A 20,932-nucleotide genomic window follows, 5' to 3' on the forward strand; every position below is an offset into this window, starting at 1 on the left:
CAATCAGGTTTCCAGCAGGCTATTTTGAGCTAAGAATAGTCAACCCCGTCAGCGCCTGCGCGGTTTACGCGGTTTATTTGCCGGAGGTTTAAGGCGGGTCACAAAATTTTGTTACTTATAGATTCTTTTCATCGGGAACGTTACTTTATAACATTATGAAACGCACACTCTTTGCCCTCTTGATGGTCTTAAGTCCGGCTGTAATGGCACATCCTCACAGCTTCATCGATATGAAAACCGAACTGGTGGCGCAGGATGAAACCTTTACCGGATTAAAGATGACCTGGACCATGGATGAGATTACCTCCGCCGATCTGCTTTACGACGCGGGCGAGGCGAAACCAGGCAGCGTGGTGTGGAAGAAGCTGGCGGCAGGCGTGATGGCGAACGTGCTGGGCCAGCACTACTTTTCTGAAATCTGGCACAACCAACAGCGGGTAAAGTTTTTGAATCTGCCAACCGAATACAACCTGTCACGTAACGGCCATAAAGCGGTGCTGGAATTTATTCTGCCGCTGGCGGAACCCCCGAAGCTGACCGGGCAGCGCTTTGAGATCCTGACTTTTGATCCCACCTATTTCGTCGATATGTTCTATGACAATCCCGGTGCGTTAACGCTGCCGACGGCGCTGCAGGCGCGCTGCAAGTTCGCGCTGAACACGCCAAAGCCCAATGATTCACTTAAGCAGTATGCGCTGTCGCTGGATAAAGCCGACGCGCCTGCAGAGGAGATGGATTTAGGCCGCCAGTTTGCCCAGACGGTGATACTGACATGTCAGTAATCTCCACACCGTTACGGGCTTCCCGCCTCTGGCCGCTGTGGCTGATGGCGGGCGTGCTGCTGAGCAGCGCATTGCTGGTCTGGCTCTACTGGCCGCAGATTCTGATGCAGAGCGTACTGTGGCAAAAAGATCTGCATCGGCAGATGACTCAGCTGCTACAGCAGGTTGCGGAGCAGCCCCACCAGGCAGGCATTTCGCTGGTGATATTCAGCCTGCTTTATGGCGTACTGCACGCGCTGGGGCCGGGCCATGGCAAAGTGGTGATCGCGACCTTTCTGGCAACCCATCCCACCAGAGTGAAAACCAGTATCAGGCTGACGCTGCTCGCCTCACTGCTGCAGGGTTCGGTGGCGATTGCCCTGGTGACGGTGATGCTGGTACTACTGAAAACGTCATCGCGACAGCTGCATCTCAGCAGTTTCTGGCTGGAGAAGGGCAGTTATCTGTTGGTGATCGGGCTGGGCGTGATGATCGGTTATCGGGCGCTGCGTTCGCTGTGGCGGACATTGCGTCCGCGTCCGGCCCCGGTATTTCGCGCCTTCAAACCTCACCATCAGCATGACGATCAGTGCGGATGTGGACACGCGCATCTTCCGACACCGCAGCAGATGAGCGGCAATCTCAGCGTGAAAACCCAGCTGCTGGTGGTGGTGTCGATGGGATTACGTCCCTGTTCCGGCGCGATTATGATGCTGCTGTTTGCCAAAGTGATTGGTGTCTATGGCTGGGGGGTTATCTCTGCTGCAGTGATGGCGCTGGGCACGGCACTGACCATTTCGGCGATTGGCCTGCTGGTTCAGCAGGCGCGCACGGTGGCACAACGGCTGGCACAGCCTGGCGTTGCCGCAGGCATGACGCGACTGCTGATCCCCGCGCTGGCCTTAACCGGCAGCCTGATTTTAATCGTAGCGGGTATCGCGCTATGGCAGTCAGCGCAGATGACGCTGGGTGGCGGAATTCGACCTTTCTGAATAAAAGCGCAGCGGAAATAAAATTGCCGCTGCGCTCTTCTCTTCGTTAATTATCTCTGAATTCATCTCTTTATTTTTTTCTCTGGCTGGTTTAGTGGTGAAATGACTATTCCCTGTCTACGCTGATAATACCAAAACGGCATTCCGCCGTCGGGATGATAAAAGATCAAGACCGCTTTCTGTTTATTGCGAGGAGTATATTTCATGGCTGATACCCGTATTAATAATGGCTACACCGAAACGCTGGCGACCGGGCCTGCTGGATTGCCGTTAAAACGTATTTCCTGGAGCGCCGTGTTTGCCGGTGTCATTTGTGCGTTGATCGTTCACATTATTCTGACGCTGCTGGGAACCGCCATTGGTGCAACAACCATTGATCCGATGAAAGAACAGAATCCACTCGACGGCCTGGGCACAGGCGCGCTGGTCTGGACTGCCATTGAAATGCTGGTCGCGATGGCTGCAGGTAGTTATGTTGCAGGCCGACTGGCTCAGCGCGAAGGCGCACTGCACGGTTTACTGATGTTTGGCCTTAGCACAATTTTCACTATTTACCTGGCTATTGCGCTGGCGACCAGTGTATTAGGCGGCGCGATGAATATTGTGGGCTCAGGCTTCCAGGCGCTGGGTAGTGGTATTTCCGCCGCTGCGCCATCCGTTACCCAAATGGCAAAAGACAAACTGCAGGAGAGTAATATTAATTTAGATAACCTGCAGAACGAACTGGAAACGACTTTACGCCAGACCGGGAAACCGGAATTACAGCCAGAGAATTTAAAGCAGGATGCAAATAAAGAAGCGCAGAATGCTGAAAACCAGGCTAACAACACCGCAAACCATCCACAGACAGCGGATACTGATCTGGCTAACTGGTTAAAAGGGGTGATGGATCGTCATTCCGATACCCTGCAGGCAGCCGATCGTGATGCGCTGAAAAATATTATCAAAGCGCGCACCGGCAAAAGCGATCAGGAAGTGGATCAGATCGTGGCCAAAACTGAACAGAGCTATCAGCAGGCCGTTCAGAAGTATCAGGAACTGAAACAGCAGGCTGAACAGAAAGCGCGTGAAGCCGGTGAAAAAGCCGCTGCCGCGACTGCGAAAGCGAGCTGGTATGCCCTGATTCTGCTGATCATCGAAGCGGTGCTGGCAGGTGTGATGGGTATGGTAGGTCGTCGTACTCAGCCTCGTCAGGTGCTGTCACACGAACGTCGTTAATCATCACTGAGTAACAGGCAATAAAAAAGGCGGCTGAGAAGCCGCCTTTTTCTGTACTGAGACTTAGCGTTTTAACGCTTCGCTCAGCTCATCACGCATGTTCGACAGCATCGATTTCACCACACGTGGGTTACCCGCGACCAGGTTACCTGACAGCAGATAGCCGTGGTTGCCGGTGAAATCAGTCACCAGACCGCCCGCTTCACGGACCAGCAGTTCCCCCGCCGCAAAATCCCACGGCTTCAGGCCAATCTCAAAATAGCCATCTACGCGACCGGCAGCCACATAGGCCAGATCCAGCGCAGCAGAACCGGTGCGGCGGAAGTCAGCACACTGGGTAAAGAGTTTGGTCATGATATTCATGTAAGCCGGCGCGTGCTGCTTCATTTTGAACGGGAAGCCGGTCGCCAGAACGGTGCCATCCAGATCGCGGGCCGTGCTGCCACGCAGACGATAGCCATTCAGCTGAGCGCCCTGACCGCGTGAAGAGGTGAAGAGTTCATTGCGCATTGGATCGTAAACGACGGCGACTTCGGTGCGGCCTTTAATGCGCACAGCGATAGAAACAGCAAAGTGGGGTAAACGTTTGATGAAGTTTGATGTGCCATCCAGCGGATCGATAACCCATTGAACATCCTGATCTTCGCCCGCCAGTTCACCGCTTTCTTCAGTGATGATGGTATGTTTCGGGTAAGATTTACGAATAATTTCGATAATCAGGCGTTCTGCTTCGCGGTCAACATTCGTTACGAAGTCGTTGCTGCCTTTCTGGCTGGCTTCGACGGCGTCCGGGGTTTCATAATATTTGGCAATTAAATTTCCGGCCTTGCGCGCTGCGCGCACGGCAATGTTGAGCATTGGATGCATCGGTATCTCTCGCTGGATGTTAAAGAACGGGGAAAACGGCGCGGAGTATAGCAGCGTGTTCGGTAAATGTCCTGCTTTATGTTAATATTCTCTCTACTGATTTTACTGACCCGTTTCTGAGTATCCCTAATCATGTTGCAAAATATTCGTATCGTGCTGGTCGAGACTTCTCACACCGGTAACATGGGCTCCGTTGCGCGCGCCATGAAAACCATGGGCTTAACCAACCTCTATCTGGTTAATCCGCTGGTCAAGCCTGACTCACAGGCTATCTCACTCGCGGCCGGTGCCAGCGACGTTATCGGCGACGCCAAAATTGTCGACTCGCTGGATGAGGCCATTGCCGGATGCAGTCTGGTGGTCGGCACCAGCGCACGTTCCCGCTCGCTGCCCTGGCCGATGCTGGATGCGCGCGAATGTGGCGTGAAAAGCGTGGAAGAGGGCCAGCAGGCACCGGTTGCGCTGGTTTTTGGTCGTGAACGTGTCGGCCTGACCAATGACGAGTTGCAGAAGTGCCACTATCACGTCGCAATTCAGGCAAACCCGGAATACAGCTCGCTGAATCTGGCGATGGCCGTACAGATTATCGCCTATGAAGTGCGCATGGCATGGTTACAGGCGCAGGAGCAGGCCAGCCCGCCGCCACAGTATGAAGAGTCACCTTATCCGCTGGTGGATGACCTGGAGCGCTTCTATCAGCATATGGAACAGATGATGCTGAACAGCGGCTTTATCCGTGAAGCCAATCCTGGCCAGGTGATGAGCAAACTGCGTCGTCTTTACACCCGTGCCCGCCCGGAACGCGATGAACTGAACATCCTGCGCGGCATGCTTTCGTCGTTTGAAAAGCGAAAAAACGATAAAAAAGAAGCAGATAATAGTTGAGTGAATTACCAGGTTAAATACCTGACTAATTTACCAGGTTAAATAGTTGACCAATTTACTCGGGAATGGCAGACTTCAGAGCATCTGTTGCTAATCCTCCGATAACCGGACGCTATTGAGGTCGTACGCTATGAGACTGACATCCAAAGGACGTTATGCCGTTACTGCAATGCTGGACGTTGCCCTTCACTCCCATGAAGGCCCGGTCCCGCTGGCTGATATTTCAGAGCGTCAGGGCATTTCGCTCTCCTATCTGGAGCAGTTATTCTCCCGATTGCGTAAAAATGAGCTGGTGTCCAGCGTACGTGGTCCGGGCGGCGGTTATCTGTTGGGTAAAGCGTCTAATACCATCTCTGTCGGTGAAGTGATCACCGCCGTTGATGAGTCTGTTGATGCCACCAAATGTCAGGGTAAAGAAGGCTGCCAGGGCGGCGAGCGTTGCCTGACTCACGTGCTGTGGCGCGATCTGAGCGTGCGTATCAGTGACTTCCTGAACAATATTACACTGGCTGAGCTGGTGAATAATCAGGAGATCCTGGATGTAGCCGATCGTCAGAATGCGATTGATAATCGTCGCTTCCAGAGCCCGCGCACGCAGGAAATTAACGTCAACCAACGCGCCTCGTAATCCCCGCTGTTGCGGCCCTTACTGCTAACGCGGTCAGGGCCGAATCTGCTATAAAGACGTATGATTTTTTATACGGAGCTGTAGCGCAATGAAATTACCGATTTACCTGGATTACGCCGCCACCACGCCGGCCGATCCGCGTGTGGCCAGCAAAATGATGCAGTTTCTGACGCTGGATGGCACGTTCGGTAATCCGGCCTCGCGATCGCACCGTTTTGGCTGGCAGTCTGAAGAAGCGGTTGATGTTGCGCGTAATCATATCGCCGAACTGGTCAATGCCGATCCGCGTGAAATCATCTTTACCTCTGGCGCCACTGAATCCGATAACCTCGCGATTAAAGGTGCAGCTCACGCCCATCAGGCGCGCGGCAAACATATCATCACCAGCCAGACAGAACATAAAGCGGTGCTTGATAGCTGCCAGCAGCTTGAGCGTGAAGGCTTTGCTGTCACTTATCTCACCCCGGCGGCTAACGGCATTATCTCGCCTGACCAGCTGCGTGCGGCGCTGCGCGACGACACGATTTTAGTCACCCTGATGCACGTTAATAATGAAACCGGAGTGATTCAGGATATCGCCGCCTTTGGCGAACTCTGCCGCGAACGTGAGATTCTGTTTCATGTGGATGCGACCCAGAGCGTCGGCAAGCTGCCTATCGATCTCAGCCAGTTACCGGTTGATTTGATGTCCTTTTCTGCCCATAAACTCTATGGCCCGAAAGGCATCGGCGCACTCTATGTCCGGCGTAAACCGCGTGTGCAGATTGCTGCGCAGATCCACGGCGGCGGACATGAACGCGGTATGCGATCCGGGACATTGCCGGTGCATCAGATTGTCGGCATGGGCGAGGCGTATCGTATCGCAGCAGAAGAGCGCGAAACCGAGATGGCGCGACTGCAGACTCTGCGCAATCGCCTGTGGCAGGGCATCAGCACACTGCCCGACGTCACCCTCAATGGCGATCTGCATCAGAGCGCACCGAACATTCTTAACCTCAGTTTTGCTGACGTTGAGGGTGAATCACTGATCATGGCGCTGAAAGATCTGGCGCTCTCTTCCGGCTCGGCCTGTACCTCCGCCAGCCTGGAGCCTTCCTATGTATTGCGGGCGATGGGCCTGAGTGAAGAGCTGGCGCACAGTTCGTTGCGCTTCTCGCTGGGACGCTTCACAACCGAGGAAGAGATCGACTACGCCATTGCCCTGGTGCAGAAATCAGTGACCCGTCTGCGGGCCTTAATGAAATCCTGATATCCGGTCATAGTCCGGAAATTGCGCCTATATTTGCACTTCGCTGGCAACACCTGACGGAATCTGTTATCAGGTCTCTCTGCGAATTATATTTAACATCTTATTAAAGCCGTTATAACAATCAGGCTGGATGAAACAGATAACGATTATGGAGCTTTTCGATGACCACACAACCCATGAATATTACGCTTAGCAGCCAGCCCGCCGATGCGCGCTGGGGCGAAAAAGCGATTCTCAGCAGCAACGACAGCGGCATGACACTGCATCTGACCGGCGCGGATGCGCTGAATATCATTCAGCGTGCGGCTCACAAAATCGACAGCCAGGGGATCCGCCATGTGGCGCTGACCGGCGAAGGCTGGCACCTTGAGCAGTGCTGGGCATTCTGGCAGGGCTTCCGTGGTCCGAAAGGCCAGCGTCAGGTTGAGTGGCCGGCGCTGGGCGAACATGAGCAGGCGGAGTTTGATCGCCGTCTGAAAATTATCGACTGGGTTCGCAACGTTATTAACCTGCCCGCGGAAGATCTGGGGCCGGAACAGCTGGCGCACAATGCAGTCGATCTGATCAGTGAAGTGGGCGGCAGCGCCGTCAGCTATCGCATCACCAAAGGCGACGATCTGCGGGTACAGGGGTATATGGGCCTGCACACCGTTGGACGCGGTTCAAATCGTCCGCCGGTATTTCTGGCGCTCGATTACAACCCGACCGGCGACGACGATGCCCCGGTCTACGCCTGTCTGGTCGGTAAAGGCATTACCTTTGATACCGGTGGCTACAGCCTGAAGCAGAGCAGCTTCATGGACTCAATGAAATCTGACATGGGCGGCGCGGCGACCGTCACCGGCGCGCTGGCCATGGCGATTTCGCGCGGTCTTAACAAGCGCGTCAAACTCTACCTCTGCTGTGCCGATAATATGGTCAGCAGCAACGCCTTTAAACTGGGCGACATTATTCGCTATCGCAACGGTAAATCGGTGGAAGTGATGAACACCGATGCGGAAGGGCGTCTGGTCCTGGCCGACGGTTTAATCGACGCCAGCGAGCAGAACCCGACGATGATCATCGATGCTGCGACGCTGACCGGTGCGGCCAAGACGGCGCTGGGCAACGATTACCATGCGCTGTTTACCTTTGATGATGTGATGGCACAGTCGCTGATGGGCAGCGCGGTGAGTGAGAACGAACCTTTCTGGCGTCTGCCGCTGGCCGAATTCCATCGCAGCCATCTGCCGTCTAACTTCGCCGATCTCAATAACATCGCCAGCCCGTCACATGCGGCGGGTGCCAGTAGCGCGGCAGCGTTCCTGTCACACTTCGTCAGTAACTATCAGCAGGGCTGGCTGCACATCGACTGCTCCGCGACCTATCGCAAAGGCGCAGTTGACCAGTGGGCGGCGGGTGCAACAGGTCTTGGCGTGCGTACCCTCGCCAATCTGTTACTGAAATAAGCCGATCTCAGCGGTGGCTGATGCCGCCGCTGTTCAAAGGGAAACTATGAATCGTCTTGAAGAGGTGCTGAAGCTGGCGGCCACTGAGCCTGCCCATCGGCCCGAGTTTTTTCAGCTGCTGCTGGAATCTGATGCCTGGGTGCCAGGTGAAAGCACCACGCAACAGCTTGATGCCAGCACGCCTGTTGATCTGCAGCACTGGGAAAAAGAGGATGGCAGCAGCATCATTCCTTTTTTCACGTCAGAAGAGGCGATGAGTGAAGCGGTGAGCGGTGAGCAGTCCTGGCTGCGTCTGCCGGTACGAACGCTGTTTGAGATTACGCGCGGCGAGACGCTGTTTCTCAATCCCAAACTGCCTTCCGGTAAAGAGTTTACTGCGGCCGAGATCACCCATCTGCTGGCGGAAGAGGGCAGTGCACTAAGCCAGCAAACCGTGCTGGAAGGCGGACAGTCACTATTGCTGTCTGAGGTGGCTGAACCCCCTGCGCAGATGATCGACTCACTGACTCAGCTCTTCAGTAAGCATAAGCAGGTGCGTCGCGCGTTTATCGCCAGTATCCGTGAGCGGGCTGACGAAGCGCCCAATCTGCTGATTGGCATTGAAGCGGACAGCAACATTGAGACGATCATTCAGGCGGCGGGCAGCGTGGCAACCGATACGCTGCCGGACGATGCGCCGGTTGATATCTGTGAGGTGACGCTGAACGATCGCGGCATCAGCCACTTCTTTACCGCCCACATCACGCCATTCTATGAGCGTCGCTGGGGCAGTTTCCTGCGCGACTTCAAGGGCAGTGAGCGGATTATCTGAGACAACAACGTAAACAGGCGGCTCATGGGCCGCCTGTTTTTTATTTCGCGATAGGTAAGTCGTCGCGACTGCCCCATTCGCCCCAGGATCCGTCATACAGCGTGACATCCCGTGCGCCCAGCGCCGTCAGCGCCAGAATCACCACCACCGCCGTCACGCCTGAGCCACAGCTGGCGACCACCGGTTGGGTAATATCGACGCCCGCATCGGCAAACAGCGTCTGAAGTTCCGCCTCCGGCTTGAGTTTTCCCTGTTCAGCCAGGCTGTTCCACGGCACGTTCAGGCTGTTGGGAATGTGTCCGCGATGCAATCCGGGACGTGGTTCATCCACTTCGGCGTTAAAGCGATTGGCAGGACGCGCATCAATAATCTGTGCGCCGCCTTCATGGCTGATCAGCAGTACGTCCGTCAGGCGTTTCACCCGGCTTTCATCTGCGTGGGCCTCAAACTCACCTTCCGGCAGATTCACTTCGCCGGTTGCCAGCGCAAAACCAGCTTCTTTCCAGCCCTGCAAGCCCCCGGCCAGAATCGACACCTGAGCCACACCAAAGGTTTTCAGCATCCACCAGGCGCGTGGCGCAGAAAAGAGATTACCCTCGTCATACACCACCAGGTGCTTATCACTGCTGACACCCAGTTCACGCATCGCGACGGCAAAACTTTCGGCGCGGGGCAGCATATGGGGGTAAGGGCTGGTGTGATCGGAAAGCGCTTCAATATCGAAGTAAGGGGCGTCGGGTAAATGACCCGCCAGATATTCGGCCTGGATATCGCGAACCGCTTCCATACCGGGTGGCAACAACCGTGCATCCAGCACCTGAAGCCGCTCATCGTTGTAGTGCTCTTGTAACCAGTCGGCGGACACAAACAGTGGCGTCGTCATAACAACCTCATCTCAGCAATCTGTCATACCAGTGTCAGGGAATGTGCGCACCATCTCAAGAGAAGCGTTGATTAAATGCGAGCATTGATATGAAATTGCGCTGCGTAATCAAACGACACTCCCTGCGTCCCGGTGAAGGAACTACCATGAAGAAACGCAATACCCGGCTGCTGCTCAGCATGCTGATCGGTGGCTCGCTGCTGTCAGCGACCCTGTTACCTGTTTTGCCTCTCCAGGCGGCAGAAGCACCCGCAACCTCCCAGGTCAGCAAACTGCTGACGATTATCGATCTCTCGGAACTGCAGATCGATAATGCCGCTGCGCTGGTCTTAACCTTCAGTCAGCCGCTTGATGATAAACAGGATATCGCGCAAAAAGTCAGGCTGACCGACGATAAACAGGGCCGGGTGGATGGCGGCTGGGAACTTTCTGCTAACCGCAAAACGTTGCGCTTCCGCCATCCCGAGCCGTCACGTCACTTCACCGTCACGGTGGATGCGGGACTGCGCGCGGCCAGCGGAGAGACGCTTGCCGCCGATTACAGTCAGAAAATCGCCACCCGTGATATCCAGCCGATGGTGGGCTTTGCCAGTCGCGGTTCACTGCTGCCGCTGCGTATCACGCACGGACTGCCGGTGCTGGCGCTGAATGTTGACCAGGTCGATGTCGATTTCTTCCGGATAAAGAATGCCGGCCTGGCGGAATTTCTCTCGCAGTGGAATTACGGCAACAACCTCTCAAGCTGGCAGTCGCAGGAGCTGCTGAAAAGCAGCCAGCTGGTCTATAGCGGACGCTTTGAGCTCAATCCGGCGCGTAACACGCGTGAAAAATTGCAGCTGCCGATGCGTGACATTACCGCACTTCAGCAGCCGGGCGTCTATCTGGCGGTGATGAAGCAGGCCGGTACTTATCGCTACAGCCAGCCCGCCACGCTTTTCACCCTCAGCGATATTGGCCTGTCACTGCATCGCTTCCCGACCCGGTTCGAACTGTTCGCCCAGAGTCTGGCAGACGGTCAGCCGCTTTCCGGGGTCAGCGTCAGGTTACTGGATGAGAAGGGGCAGGTGCTGCAAAGCGGTACCAGTGACAGCACCGGTCATCTGAGCCTCAAGGCGGATGAAAAAGGCAAGCTCCTGCTGGCAATTCAGGGAGAACAGACCTCAATGATCGACCTGGCGCGTCCGGCGCTGGATCTCGCTGAATTCCCGGTCGCGGGGCCGCAGGGCTATGACAAACAGCTGTTTGTTTTTGGTCCGCGCGATATCTATCGTCCTGGCGAAACGGTCATCGTGAATGCGCTGCTTCGCGATGCCGACGGACACCCCTTGCCCGCGCAGCCGATCAAAGCGGAGCTGGTGCAGCCCGATGGCCAGGTGATGCGGACTTTTGTCTGGCAGCCTGAAGCGGGATTCTACCAGCAGCGACTGGCGCTGCCCGCGTCGGCCATGACCGGCGACTGGATGTTGCGACTGAATACCGGCGATAACCTCAAGCGAGAGTGGAAGTTTCACGTCGAAGATTTTCTGCCAGAGCGTATGGCGTTAACCCTGAAAAATGACCCTCAGCCACAGGCCGTTGATGCCAGTGTTGAGTTCGGTATTGAGGGGCGCTATCTCTATGGCGCCCCAGCAGCAGGTAACACGCTACAGGGGCAACTCTATCTGCGACCGGCACGCGAGGCGGTGACTGCACTGCCAGGCTATCAGTTTGGTGACATCACCGAAGAGGGGTTAAAGCGGACGCTGGATGAGGTGGATCTCAAGCTCGACGCCAGCGGTAAAGCACAACTCACGGTAGGAAATCAGTGGGATCAGCTCCACTCTCCGCTCAATCTGATCCTGCAGGCCAGCCTGCTGGAAACCGGCGGACGTCCGGTCACCCGTCGTGCCACCCAGGCCATCTGGCCCGCTGAAGCGCTGCCAGGTATCCGGCCGCTGTTTGGTAACAAGGCGGTTTATGACTACCGCAGTGACAGCTATCACGATGAGCCGACTGTGCCGGAACAGAGCCTGGCCGAATTCGACATTGTCTATGCCAACAGTCAGGGCAAAAAACTGGCGGCAGAGAAGCTGGATGTTCGCCTGATCCGTGAACGCCATGATTACTACTGGAGCTTCTCTGACAGCGAAGGCTGGCAGTCGCAGTATAGCGACAAGGATCTGCAGGAAGATGAACGCGCCATCTCTGTCCCGGCTGATGGCAGCACCAAAGTCAGCTTCCCGGTCGAGTGGGGCCACTACCGGCTGGAAGTGCAGGCGGGCGAGAAGATCGTCAGCAGTGTCCGGTTCCAGGCGGGTTATGACTGGCAGGATAACACCAACGGCACGGGGGCATTGCGCCCGGATCAGGTCAGACTGAAGCTGGATAAAGCCGCTTACCAGCCGGGCGACACCGTGCATCTGCAGGTTGAGTCACCGGCGGCCGGTAAAGGTTACCTGATGGTGGAGTCGAGCAGCGGCACGCTCTGGTGGCAGCCACTGACCGTACCTAAGGGCGGCACAACGGTGGATGTCCCTGTTGCTGAGAGCTGGCAGCGTCACGATCTCTACTTCAGCGCCATCGTGGTGCGAGACGGCGATAAGGTCAGTGGCGCAACGCCAAAACGCGCGGTGGGGCTGTTGCATCTGCCGATGGCGACGGAGGCGCGCCGCTTAAATCTGACGCTGGATGCGCCCGATAAAATCCGTCCTGAGCAACGCCTGACGGTAAAAGTCCACGCCAGTCGTGACGGCGGCCCGCTGCCTGAAAAAGTGAATGTACTGCTGTCAGCAGTGGACAGCGGCGTTCTGAGCGTCACGGATTATAAAACCCCCGATCCGTGGCAGGCGTTTTTTGGTCGTAAACGCTATAACGTCGATCAGTACGACGTCTTTGGCCAGCTGATCGAAGGCGGTGGTCGGCTCGCGGCACTGCGTTTTGGTGGTGATGGCGAAGATGAATCGATGACGCGCGGCGGCAAAAAGCCGGTGACGCACGTCAATATCGTGGCGCAGCAGTTACAGGCAGTCACGCTGGATAAAGAGGGCAACGGGTCGATTACGCTGCCGATCCCGACCTTTAACGGTGAACTGCGGCTGATGACCCAGGCATGGAGCGACGACAGCTTCGGAGCGGCCGAACGTAAACTGGTGGTCGCGGCGCCGCTGATCAGCGAACTGGCCACCCCGCGCTTCCTTGCCAGCGGCGATACAGCCTCACTGGCGCTGGATCTCACTAACCTGACCGATCTGCCGCAAACCCTGAAGGTGGATCTGAGCAGCAGTGGCTTAGTGGATCTGGCCGGGGCTGCCAGCCAGAGCGTGACGCTGGCCAAAGGCGCACGTACCACACTTCAGATTCCGGTCACGGCGAAAACCGGCTTTGGTGATGGTGAGGTCGCCGTGCAGATTTCCGGTCTGAACCTGCCGGGCGAGCAGGTGAAGCCCAGCAAACAGCAGTGGAAAATCGGCGTCAGACCACCTTATCCGGCCCGGACACTGAATTTCGATGCCGTCATCAATTCCGATCAGCCCTGGCAGGTCGCGGCAACCGCGTTTACCGGCCTGGATGCTCAGACCCTGAGTGGACAGCTGACGCTGAGCAATCGTCCGCCGCTCAATATCGCCAGCTATATCAGTGCGCTTTATGCCTATCCCTACGGCTGTCTGGAACAGACCACCAGCGGCCTCTGGCCGTCGCTCTACACCAGCCATGCCGAGCTGACCGCGATGGGGATAAAAACCAGCAGTGATGAGGCGCGCCGGGCCGCCGTCGACACCGGCATTGCCCGTCTGGCGGGCATGCAGCGGGCCAACGGTAGCTTCGGGCTGTGGGACAAACAGAGTGAGGAGGAGTTCTGGCTGACGCCTTACGTGACCGATTTCCTGCTTCGCGCCAGCGAGGCGGGCTATGCGCTGCCGGATAACGTAATTGAGCGCGCTAACGCACGGCTGCTGCGCTATCTGCAGGATCCCGCGCAGATCAGTGGCGGCGGCAGTGATAACAACGCCGCGCTGCAGTTCAGCGTGCAGGCTTACGCCGGACTGGTGCTGGCGCGTCAGCAGCGTGCGCCGCTGGGTGCGCTACGCGCATTGTATGAAAAGCGTGAGAAGGCCCGCTCCGGCCTGGCGCTGATGCAGCTTGGCGTGGCGCTGAAGCTGATGGGTGACGGGCAGCGCGCATCGCTTGCGATCATGCAGGGTGCCAGTCTGACGCGCTCAGATAAAGAGTGGTATGGCGACTATGGCAGCACGGTGCGCGATGAGGGGATGATGATAGCCCTGTTAGCAGAGAATAAGCTGCAGCCTGATTTGCAGAATAGTCTGCTGCTGTCGCTGTCAAAAGAGGTCAACGGCAAGCGCTGGTTCTCGACTCAGGAGAATAACGCGCTCTATTTAGCGGCGCATACGCTGCAGCGTGCGCAGGGCGGAAGCTGGCAGGCGCAACTGTCGGGCAATGCACAGCCTCTGCAGGGCGATGCGCCACTGAATAAAGGGCTGGGGGCTGAACGACTGTTGCAGGGCTTAGCCATCAGTAATCCGGGCAGTGCGCCGCTGTATGGTCGTCTGGATGTCACCGGTTATCCGCTGGCCGCGCCACAGCCGGAGAGCAATGTGCTCGGGATAAAACGTGAATACTTTACGCTGGATGGCAAAGCCGCCGATCTCAGTAATCTGCGCAGCGGCGAGTTGCTGGTGGTGCGTCTGACCGTTTCGTCGAAGCGCAGCATCACCGATGCGCTGGTGGTGGATCTGCTGCCTGCCGGTCTGGAGCTGGAAAACCAGAACCTGGCAGACAGCAGCGCCAGCCTCGGCGACAGTGCGGATGCGCTGAAGGAGAGCATGGGTGACATGCAGCAGGCTGACATCAGACACATTGAGTTCCGTGACGATCGCTTTGTGGCGGCACTGGCGGTGGATACTTATCGTCCCGCGACGCTGGTCTACCTGGCGCGGGCGGTCACACCGGGTCGCTATCTGATGCCACCACCGCAGGTCGAGTCGATGTATGTGCCGGAGTGGCGCGCCACCGGCAGCACGCCGTCACAGCTGCATATTCAGTAAGTGACGCGACGCGTGGTAAACGTCAGCAGCATCAAAAAGTGGTGGCTCGCGCTGCCGCTTTTTTTTCTGGCGCTGTGGCTGGCGATATGGGGGCTGGATCGGCTTTTCCCGTTGCCGCTTAAACAGGTGCAACCTGCGCGGGTGATTGTTGCCAGCGACGGTACACCATTGTGGCGCTTTGCAGACAGCAAGGGGATCTGGCGCTATCCGGTCACGCCAGAGGAGGTGGCTCCGGCCTATCTGCAGGCGCTGCTGACCTATGAAGATCGCTGGTTCTGGTATCACCCCGGCATCAATCCCCTGGCTCTGCTGCGCGCCGCCTGGCAGGATCTGCGCCATCAGAGCGTGATTTCCGGAGGCAGCACGCTGACTATGCAGGTGGCACGCCTTATCGACCCGCAACCCCGGACGCTGCGCGGCAAGATAATTCAGGCGTGGCGTGCGCTGCAGCTGGAGTGGCATCTTTCCAAACGAGACATCCTGACGCTCTACCTTAACCGTGCGCCCTTTGGCGGCACGCTGGAAGGGGTGGGCGCGGCAAGCTGGAGCTGGCTGGGAAAAGCCCCGTCACAACTGACGCCGGGCGAGGCGGCGCTGCTGGCCGTTTTGCCGCAGGCACCCAGCCGTCTGCGACCCGATCGCTGGCCAGAGCGGGCAGAAGCCGCACGCAACAAAGTGCTGGATCGGCTGGCGGAATACCGCATCTGGTCCGCTGAACAGGTGGCGGAAATCCGTCAGGAGCCGGTATGGCTGCCGCCGCGCCAGATGCCACAGATGGCGCCGCTGCTGGCCCGGCGACTGCTGTCGATCAGCCACAGCGATAAGATTGTCTCTACGCTCGACCCCTCACTGCAGCGCGAACTGGAAAGCCTGGCGCTGAATGTTAAAAATCAGCTTCCTCCACGCACTTCGCTGGCGATGCTGGTGGTGGATCACACCACCATGGCGGTTCGCGGCTACGTCGGCTCGGCTGACTTTACCGATGACAGCCGTTTTGGCCATGTGGATATGATCGCCAGCGTGCGTTCGCCAGGCTCGGTGTTAAAACCCTTTATTTACGGCATGGCGCTGGATGAGGGGCTGATTCATGCTGAATCACTGCTGCAGGATGTGCCGCGTCGCTTTGGTGATTACCGGCCAGGCAACTTCGATACCGGATTTCACGGGCCGGTCAGCGCCAGTGACGCACTGGTGCGGTCGCTGAATCTGCCTGCGGTGCAGCTTCTGGAGGCGCTGGGACCGAAAAACGTTGCAGCGCGCCTGCGCAATGTCGGTCTGAACTTACGTTTTCCCCCCGGCGCTGAACCTAATCTTTCCCTGATTCTCGGCGGCACCGGAGCGCGCATGGATGAGATCGTGGCTGCCTACAGCGCCTTTGCCCGCCACGGCAACGCCGGCCAGCTGCGCTGGATGCCCGATCAACCTTTACAGCAGCGGCCGCTGCTTTCGCCTGCGTCGGCGTGGATCATCCGGCGTATCCTGGCCGGGGAAGCGCAGCCCGCGGGCAATGGCAGCGTACCCGATGTGGTGCCACTGGCCTGGAAAACCGGCACCAGTTATGGCTACCGCGACGCCTGGTCGGTGGGGATCAATCCCCGTTATCTGATTGGCGTCTGGGTCGGAAGACCGGATGCGACGCCGGTTGCCGGGCAGTTTGGTTTTGCCTCTGCCGTGCCCGTCATGAATCAGATCAACAGCCTGCTGATGAGTCGCCTCGGCAGACGTGACGTTCCGGGCGATCCGCGGCCGGCCTCGGTGACGGTGGCGACCATTTGCTGGCCTGGCGGTCAGCCGTTGCCCGCCGGAGACGAAAACTGTCGCCAGCGGCGGCAAAGCTGGGTTGCCGCCGACACGCTGCCGCCTACATTGCTGGCTCCCGGCCAGGAGAGCCTCAGCGGATTACGCCTGGGCTACTGGCAGAATGCGCAGGGACTGCGCGTCGCAGCAGACTGCCCCGGCGCCACCCGCCATGAACGGCTGGTCTGGCCGCTGCCGCTGGAGGCCTGGCTGCCGCCTCAGGAGCGGCGGGCGCAACGTCTGCCCCCTGTCGATGCCCGGTGTCCGCCGTTACAGCAGGGCAGCAGCGCTCCGCTGATCGTTACCGGCGTGATTGAGGGGCAAATTGTCAGACCGCTGCCGGGCAGGAGCGCGCTGACAATGCCGGTCGCGGTGCAGGGAGGGCAGGGCGCGCAGCGCTGGTGGTTCCTGAATGGTGAGCCTCTGATGACGCAGAACGCCGCAGACAGCCTGTCGCTGCAGCTCGATCATCCGGGCGAGTATCAGCTGGTGGTGATGGATGAAGAGGGGCAACTTGTCTCCGTCACCTTCAGCCGGGGCTGACGCTTTTTTGCGCTAAATCATAACTATGGCGCGTCTGCTTCGACTCAGATCAAGAATTTTCATCAAATTAGGGATCTCTGATAGGCAATGCCGGACTCAGCCCCTATAATCGGCGCCGTTTCTTAACCGGGGCGGACGCCACCGGTTTCTTCAGAACGTTAAGACAGAGGTCATCATGGCAATCGAACGTACTTTTTCTATCATCAAGCCAAACGCCGTCGCTAAAAATGTGATTGGTGCTATCTACAACCGTTTTGAAAGCGCTGGCTTCAAAATCGTTGGCGCAAAAATGCTGCAGCTGAGCAAAGAGCAGGCTGAAGGTTTTTACGCTGAGCACCAGGGCAAGCCATTCTTCGATGGTCTGGTTGAATTCATGACCTCTGGCCCGGTTGTTGTTTCCGTGCTGGAAGGTGAAAATGCCGTTCAGCGTCACCGTGACCTGATGGGTGCCACTAACCCGGCAAACGCACTGGCTGGCACACTGCGTGCTGACTACGCTGACAGCTTCACCGAAAACGCCACGCACGGTTCAGATTCTGCTGAATCCGCTGCCCGCGAAATCGCTTATTTCTTTGGCGAAAACGAGATCTGCCCACGTACCCGTTAATCGCCTGGCGATAAACGTTACGTCGGCTTTACAAAAATCTGCGTAGGGGAGGTCACTCCCGCCTGTTATCAGGCTGCAGATGTTGTACAATATTGCGCCTTCATTGACTCAGCTTAATGAAGGCGCAATTTTTTTCACCTATCCCTGAACAGCGCCATAACGTGTAACAACGAGGCCAGAGAATATTATGTCCGAACAGATTGTGACGTCCGCGTCCGCATCCCCTATTGTCGTCTCCCCCAAAAGCCAGAAAATAAACCTGCTGGATCTCAACCGTCAGCAGATGCGCGAATTCTTCCTGTCGCTGGGCGAAAAGCCTTTCCGCGCCGATCAGGTCATGAAGTGGATTTATCACTACTGCTGCGATGACTTCGAGCAGATGACCGACATCAACAAAAAGCTGCGTAACCGGCTGATGGAGCTGACGGAGATCCGTGCGCCAGAAGTGGCAGAAGAGATGCGCTCTACCGACGGCACCATCAAATGGGCCATTCGTGTGGGCGACCAGCTGGTGGAAACGGTCTATATCCCGGAAGGGGACCGCGCCACGCTCTGTGTCTCTTCACAGGTGGGTTGTGCGCTGGAGTGTAAATTCTGTTCGACCGCACAGCAGGGCTTTAACCGTAACCTGCGGGTGTCAGAAATTATTGGTCAGGTGTGGCGCGCGGCGAAAATTGTCGGCGCAGCCAAAATCACCGGCCAGCGTCCTATCACCAACGTGGTGATGATGGGCATGGGCGAGCCGCTGCTCAACCTCAATAACGTGGTCCCGGCGATGGAGATCATGCTGGATGACTTCGGTTTTGGTCTGTCGAAGCGTCGCGTGACCCTCTCTACCTCGGGTGTGGTGCCTGCGCTGGATAAACTGGGCGATATGATCGACGTCGCGCTGGCGATTTCCCTGCACGCGCCTAACGATAAGCTGCGTGATGATATTGTCCCGATCAACAAAAAGTACAATATCGAAACCTTCCTGGCGGCGGTGAAACGCTACATTGGCAAATCCAACGCCAATCAGGGACGCGTGACCATTGAGTATGTGTTGCTGGATCACGTCAATGACAGCACAGATGATGCGCATGAACTCGCCGCATTACTGAAAGAAACACCGTGTAAAATCAACCTGATCCCCTGGAACCCCTTCCCGGGCGCGCCTTATGGCCGTAGCTCCAACAGCCGCATCGATCGTTTCTCCAAAGTCCTGATGGACTATGGTTTTACGACCATCGTGCGTAAAACCCGTGGCGACGATATCGATGCCGCCTGTGGTCAGTTAGCCGGTGAGGTGATCGACCGTACCAAGCGTACGATGCGTAAAAAAATGGCGGGTGAAGCCATCTCTGTGAAGGCTCTCTAGAAGAGTGACTCGGAGCGTTTCCTGAAGTGATGACGCGTGGCAGGCTGCAGCCTGTCAACGTCAACCGGATGGAAACGATTATGCGTAACGGATTACCTGCCGTTTTACTGGCGCTGTTTGTTGTAAGCGGGTGTGTCAGCCAGCATCACGAACCCGGAGCAGAAGAGGTGCGTCTGCAGTTAGGGATGCACTATCTGGCGGGTGGCGACTATGCCGCAGCTGAGCGAAACTTTCTGCGGGCACAGGCCGCCGCGCCAGAGGATTACCGGGTCTCGCTTGCGCTGGCTCGACTGGCGCAGAAGCAGGGTAATCAGACAGCGGCGCAGGCACGGTTTATACTGGCACAGCAGCAGGCCCCGGATAATGGTTTTGTTGCTAACAATTACGGTGCGTTTCTCTGCGCTTTAAGGCAGTATGGCGAAGCGCATCAACAGTTTAGTCGGGCAAGCGCAGCACCGCAGTTTGATGCACGCAATGACGCGCTTGAACTGGCAGGGTTTTGTTATCTGCAGGCTGGCGATATTGCCGCTGCCCGCAGGACACTACGCCAGGCCATTGAGGCTGACAGACGCAAAGCTGATTCGCTGCTGTCGGAAGCTGAAAAGCAGATGGCAGATAACCATCTGGCGAAGGTGCAGGTTTTGCTTGATATTTACCAGCAACAGCTGCCCGCAACGGCACGAAGTCTGGCGTTACACTTACGTTTCGCCGCGCTACAGGGAGATGCCGCTGACGTTTCACGTTATGGCGACCAGTTAGCGCGACGTTTTCCGCAATCGATACAGTACCAGCGTTATTTAGCTAATGAATACTGAAGCCACTCAAGAAAACTCTGCATTACATTCAACAGGTGAACGCCTGCGTCTGGCCCGTGAGCAGATGGGGCTGACGCAGCAGAACGTCGCTGAACGCCTGTGCCTGAAACTTTCTACCGTGCGTGATATCGAGGAAGACAAATCGCCTGCCGATCTGGCCTCCACGTTCCTGCGCGGATACATTCGCTCCTACGCGCGTCTGGTGCACATTCCTGAAGAGGAACTGCTGCCGATGATGGCGAAACAGACACCGATTCGGGCTTCAAAGATCGAGCCGATGCAAAGTTTCTCGCTGGGCAAACGCCGCAAGAAACGCGACGGCTGGTTGATGATTTTCACCTGGCTGGTGGTGTTTGTGGTGGTGGGTCTGACCGGTGCCTGGTGGTGGCAGAATCATAAAGAGTCACAGGATGATCTGGTGCCGATGACCGATCAGAACAGCAGCAGCGGTGATAGCGGCCAGTCGATTCCGCTGGGTGAATCCAGTGGTGACAGCGCGGCACCTGCCGCGCCTGACGAAAGCAATACCACCAGTGACAACAGCGCAGCCAGTGCGCCAGCGAGTGCGGCTCCGGCTGCCACTGGCAGCAATAGCGCGACCACCGCACAGCCGGATACCACCAGCAATGCCGTGGTTTCACCGAGCCAGGCGCCCGTGGACAACTCAGCGGCTGCACCTGCGGCCGCGAACACGAATACCAATAACAGCACGGCACCTCAGATGCCAGTAGGTGCAGCGGCGGTCAGTGAACCGGCTGCTGACCCTAATGCGGTGGTGATGACCTTTAACGCCGACTGCTGGCTGGAAGTGAGCGATGCCACCGGCAAAAAACTGTTCAGCGGCATTCAGCGCAGTGGTGGTAAACTCAGCCTCGCAGGAACGCCTCCGTATCGTCTGAAAATTGGCGCGCCTTCCGCTGTTCAGGTGCAATATCAGAATCAGCCCGTTGATTTAAGTCGTTTTATCCGTAATAACCAGGTTGCTCGCCTGACGTTGGGTGCGCAATAACAGCGTATCGCGTACCGGGC

Annotated in this window: 16 protein-coding genes; 14 read left to right on the plus strand and 2 right to left on the minus strand. The window is 57.1% G+C overall.

All coding sequences use genetic code 11. The features are described from left to right. Positions 1-155: 155 nt before the first annotated feature. From ACX8ZY_RS05560 to ACX8ZY_RS05570, 3 genes are all read left to right on the plus strand, one after another. Positions 156-782, plus strand: a complete 627-nt coding sequence (locus ACX8ZY_RS05560) for a DUF1007 family protein (protein ID WP_421665266.1) — start codon at positions 156-158, stop codon at positions 780-782. Continuing rightward, entirely contained in the window at positions 773-1,753 is a 981-nt protein-coding gene (locus ACX8ZY_RS05565) for a nickel/cobalt transporter (RefSeq protein ID WP_208443343.1), read from the plus strand. The genes ACX8ZY_RS05560 and ACX8ZY_RS05565 overlap by 10 nt, the downstream gene beginning before the upstream one ends. A gap of 204 nt (positions 1,754-1,957) precedes the next feature. Continuing rightward, entirely contained in the window at positions 1,958-2,971 is a 1,014-nt protein-coding gene (locus ACX8ZY_RS05570; RefSeq protein WP_010257601.1) for a TIGR04086 family membrane protein, read from the plus strand. A gap of 63 nt (positions 2,972-3,034) precedes the next feature. Here ACX8ZY_RS05570 and suhB read toward each other — a convergent pair whose 3' ends face one another. Next, positions 3,035-3,838: an inositol-1-monophosphatase gene (suhB, locus tag ACX8ZY_RS05575; RefSeq protein WP_008926709.1), complete on the minus strand. Its 804-nt coding sequence runs from the start codon at positions 3,836-3,838 to the stop codon at positions 3,035-3,037. 132 nt (positions 3,839-3,970) lie between these two features. On the opposite strand from suhB, the gene trmJ reads away from it, so the two are divergent. The 5 genes from trmJ (at position 3,971) to sseB (ending at position 8,859) form a co-directional block, all read left to right on the plus strand. Further along, a complete protein-coding gene (gene trmJ / locus ACX8ZY_RS05580; protein WP_010257594.1) occupies positions 3,971-4,723 on the plus strand; it encodes a tRNA (cytosine(32)/uridine(32)-2'-O)-methyltransferase TrmJ in 753 nt (250 codons plus the stop codon). A gap of 130 nt (positions 4,724-4,853) precedes the next feature. After that, positions 4,854-5,351, plus strand: a complete 498-nt coding sequence (gene iscR / locus ACX8ZY_RS05585) for a Fe-S cluster assembly transcriptional regulator IscR (RefSeq protein ID WP_010257591.1) — start codon at positions 4,854-4,856, stop codon at positions 5,349-5,351. Positions 5,352-5,439: 88 nt separating this feature from the next. Next, positions 5,440-6,600: an IscS subfamily cysteine desulfurase gene (locus tag ACX8ZY_RS05590; protein WP_421665267.1), complete on the plus strand. Its 1,161-nt coding sequence runs from the start codon at positions 5,440-5,442 to the stop codon at positions 6,598-6,600. Positions 6,601-6,761: 161 nt separating this feature from the next. Then, positions 6,762-8,048, plus strand: coding sequence for an aminopeptidase PepB (gene pepB / locus ACX8ZY_RS05595; protein ID WP_010257585.1), 1,287 nt, complete (start codon positions 6,762-6,764; stop codon positions 8,046-8,048). A gap of 46 nt (positions 8,049-8,094) precedes the next feature. Beyond that, a complete protein-coding gene (gene sseB / locus ACX8ZY_RS05600) occupies positions 8,095-8,859 on the plus strand; it encodes an enhanced serine sensitivity protein SseB (RefSeq protein ID WP_010257582.1) in 765 nt (254 codons plus the stop codon). 40 nt (positions 8,860-8,899) lie between these two features. Here the strand turns inward: sseB and sseA are convergent, their stop codons facing one another. Next, the gene (gene sseA / locus ACX8ZY_RS05605) at positions 8,900-9,742 is read right to left on the minus strand and encodes a 3-mercaptopyruvate sulfurtransferase (RefSeq protein WP_258994198.1); all 843 of its coding nucleotides are present in this window, start codon (positions 9,740-9,742) and stop codon (positions 8,900-8,902) included. 146 nt (positions 9,743-9,888) lie between these two features. On the opposite strand from sseA, the gene ACX8ZY_RS05610 reads away from it, so the two are divergent. From ACX8ZY_RS05610 to rodZ, 6 genes are all read left to right on the plus strand, one after another. Further along, the gene (locus ACX8ZY_RS05610) at positions 9,889-14,784 is read left to right on the plus strand and encodes an alpha-2-macroglobulin family protein (RefSeq protein WP_421665268.1); all 4,896 of its coding nucleotides are present in this window, start codon (positions 9,889-9,891) and stop codon (positions 14,782-14,784) included. Beyond that, the gene (pbpC, locus tag ACX8ZY_RS05615; RefSeq protein ID WP_158131447.1) at positions 14,785-17,124 is read left to right on the plus strand and encodes a peptidoglycan glycosyltransferase PbpC; all 2,340 of its coding nucleotides are present in this window, start codon (positions 14,785-14,787) and stop codon (positions 17,122-17,124) included. Between the two features lie 175 nt (positions 17,125-17,299). Then, positions 17,300-17,731: a nucleoside-diphosphate kinase gene (ndk, locus tag ACX8ZY_RS05620; RefSeq protein ID WP_003848684.1), complete on the plus strand. Its 432-nt coding sequence runs from the start codon at positions 17,300-17,302 to the stop codon at positions 17,729-17,731. Positions 17,732-17,918: 187 nt separating this feature from the next. Next, on the plus strand, positions 17,919-19,088 hold the full coding sequence (locus ACX8ZY_RS05625) for a bifunctional tRNA (adenosine(37)-C2)-methyltransferase TrmG/ribosomal RNA large subunit methyltransferase RlmN (protein WP_010257560.1): 1,170 nt from the start codon (positions 17,919-17,921) through the stop codon (positions 19,086-19,088). An 80-nt stretch (positions 19,089-19,168) separates the two neighbouring features. Beyond that, positions 19,169-19,903: a type IV pilus biogenesis/stability protein PilW gene (pilW, locus tag ACX8ZY_RS05630; protein ID WP_033772872.1), complete on the plus strand. Its 735-nt coding sequence runs from the start codon at positions 19,169-19,171 to the stop codon at positions 19,901-19,903. Further along, positions 19,893-20,912, plus strand: coding sequence for a cytoskeleton protein RodZ (rodZ, locus tag ACX8ZY_RS05635; protein WP_033758630.1), 1,020 nt, complete (start codon positions 19,893-19,895; stop codon positions 20,910-20,912). Before pilW ends, rodZ begins: the two co-directional genes overlap by 11 nt. Positions 20,913-20,932 lie beyond the last annotated feature (20 nt).

The sequence above is a fragment of the Pantoea sp. XAF26B01_ASV70 genome, assembly GCF_054512635.1.